Raw genomic sequence first — 2580 nt, 5'->3', positions numbered from 1 at the left:
GCCTTGCCTTCCGCGAAGGCCTTGATGAGCTGATGGGCGATGGCGAAAGCGGGCGGGAACCATGCCGTCCCGTCGCCTTCCCCCGCGAGGATTGCCTTGGCTTCCGCGCGTGTGAACCAGCGGCCTTCCGACAGTTCGATACCATCGACCTTGAAGTCTTCCGAATCCGCAATCGCGTGGCAGCCGATCATCAGCGATGAGGGGTAGGGCCAGGGCTGCGTCGAATGATAGGTGACGGAGGAAACGCTGATACCCGCTTCTTCCTCAAGCTCGCGTGCGACCGCTTCCTCGATTGATTCGCCGGGCTCCACAAAGCCCGCCAGCGCGGAATGCATGCCCGTCGGCCAGATTTTCTGGCGGCCAAGGAAGCATTTGTCGCCAATCGTCGCCAGCATGATGACAACCGGGTCCGTGCGCGGGAAATGTTCTGCCTTGCAGGAGGGGCAGACGCGCTTGTAGCCGGCTTCCGCCATCTCGCTTTTCGAGCCGCAGACCGCGCAGAAGCCATGCCGGGCATGCCAGTCGATCATGGATTTCGCCTGCGCCATGATGGCGAGTTCCGAAGGCGTGATCTCGCCCGCCATAGCAAGGCCGCGCAAATCCTCGAATGCGCCCTGACCCTTCAGCGCCGGGTGGTTTTCCACATCTTTCGTCGCGCTCACATCAGCCGCAAAAAGCGCCTTGCCGCGCTTGTTGATGCCGAGAAAGACGGTGACGCCATTGCCAGCAAGCTCGGGGATGAGCGAGGCCGGAATCCAGCCAATATCCTTGCCCTGCGAAGGCTGCTCTTCCGGCAGCACGAAAGGCTCCCAGTCCCGGCGCCTTTCGCGGCGGAAAGGCACGAAAAGGCTTGCCGGATTCGCAAGCTGCTCCTTGATCCAGGCCTCATCGGCGCGCCGGTAGCTCGCGCGATCGAGCGGATTATTGGCGAAGATGTTGGGATTGCTGGGCAAAGGCATCGGCGTGTCCGGTTATTAGTCGTGAATGTTGAGGTGGCGCAGACTGGCACAGGGCGCAAATTCCCTCAATCTCCCGTGGAGAAGGGGGATTCATTGCTCGGAACATCCGCCAAGCCTTGCATCGGCGGCCCTTTCCCCTGATATAGTCCCTTCGGGAGGCTGGCGCGGACGAGTCCCTCGCCAACCCGGTCAGGTCCGGAAGGAAGCAGCCGTAACGAGTTTCGCTCGGGTCGCTGTCCAGTCTCCCACCTTATTCCTGCCACTCAAGTCCTGAAGGAGCGCGCGATTTCCATGGATGACAGCGTGGAAAATCTCGCATCCGGAGAAGAGGCCCCCCATAAGCCCGACCCCGCAACGGAGCCGGGCTTTGATCTGGGGGATGAGCCTGCGCCTGTGAAGGCAGCGGCCCCGGCGGGCTATCAGGTGCTTGCCCGCAAATATCGGCCCACCGTTTTCGAGGATCTGGTGGGGCAGGAGGCGATGGTGCGGACGCTCCGCAACGCCTTCGAGACAGACCGCGTTGCCCATGCCTTCATGCTGACCGGCGTGCGCGGTGTCGGCAAGACGACGACGGCGCGTATTCTCGCCCGCGCGCTCAATTATGAGAAGCCCGGCATCGACAAGCCGTCCGTCCAGATGGATGGTCTCGGCGTCCATTGCGAAGCGATCATGGAATCGCGCCATGTCGATGTGATGGAGATGGACGCGGCCTCCCGCACCGGCATTGACGATATTCGCGAGATCATCGACAGCGTACGCTATCTGCCCGTTTCCGCGCGCTACAAGGTCTATATCATCGACGAGGTGCATATGCTCTCCAAGCAGGCCTTTAACGGTCTGCTGAAAACGCTGGAAGAGCCACCCGCCCATGTGAAGTTCATCTTCGCCACGACCGAAATCCGAAAGGTGCCGGTGACGGTACTGTCGCGCTGCCAGCGCTTTGACCTGCGCCGCCTTTCGGTGGAAGAGCTTGCAGGGCTTCTCGGCAAGGTCGCGGCGCAGGAAGAGGTTGAGGCGGAGGAAGCCGCCCTCAAGCTCATTGCCCGCGCGGCAGATGGGTCGGCGCGTGATGCGCTCTCGCTCCTCGACCGCGCGATTGCGCATGGCGAAAACGGTGTGCGCGAGGCAGATGTGCGCGACATGCTGGGCCTTGCCGACCGCGCGCGTATTTTCGATTTGTTCGACCTTCTGATGAAAGGCGATATTGGCGGCGCAATCACAGAGCTGCGCGCGCAATATGATGTGGGGGCAGACCCCGCCGTCGTGCTTTCAGACCTTGCGGAACTGACCCATTGGCTGACGCGCCTCAAGCTTGTTGAAAGCGCGAGCGATGATGTCGCCATGTCCGAGACGGAGCGCCAGCGCGGCAGCGAGATGGCAAAGAAGCTGCCGATCCGCGTGTTGTCGCGGACATGGCAGATGCTGCTGAAGGGGTTGAGCGAAGTGCAGGCATCCGCCCGCCCCATCGCAGCAGCGGAGATGGTGCTTGTGCGCCTTGCCTATGTGGCAGACGGGCCGGGGCCGGAAGAGCTTGTTGAGCGGTTGAAGAATGGCGGCGGCAGCGGTGGCCCTGCGCCGTCGCGTGCTTCCGCGCCGCCTGCGGATGGCCCGCGCGCGCAAC

General features: G+C 62.6%; 2 protein-coding genes and 1 other RNA gene. 2 read left to right on the top strand and 1 reads right to left on the bottom strand.

Annotated elements, in window-relative coordinates; all coding sequences use genetic code 11:
* The coding region (nudC, locus tag WBF74_RS14405) for an NAD(+) diphosphatase (protein WP_424441137.1) at window positions 1–959 on the bottom strand (959 nt) is incomplete at its 3' end.
* A 153-nt stretch (window positions 960–1112) separates the two neighbouring features.
* Between nudC and ffs the strand changes: the two genes are divergently transcribed.
* Window positions 1113–1209, top strand: an RNA gene (gene ffs / locus WBF74_RS14400) — signal recognition particle sRNA small type.
* Between the two features lie 41 nt (window positions 1210–1250).
* A partial coding sequence (locus WBF74_RS14395; protein ID WP_424441135.1) for a DNA polymerase III subunit gamma/tau occupies window positions 1251–2580 on the top strand: 1330 nt, incomplete at its 3' end.

The sequence above is a fragment of the Parvibaculum sp. genome (assembly GCF_049672805.1).
Taxonomy (GTDB): Bacteria; Pseudomonadota; Alphaproteobacteria; order Parvibaculales; family Parvibaculaceae; genus Parvibaculum.
The sequence above is the reverse complement of the archived record's forward strand: the minus strand, read 5'-3'. Positions and strand labels throughout refer to the sequence as shown.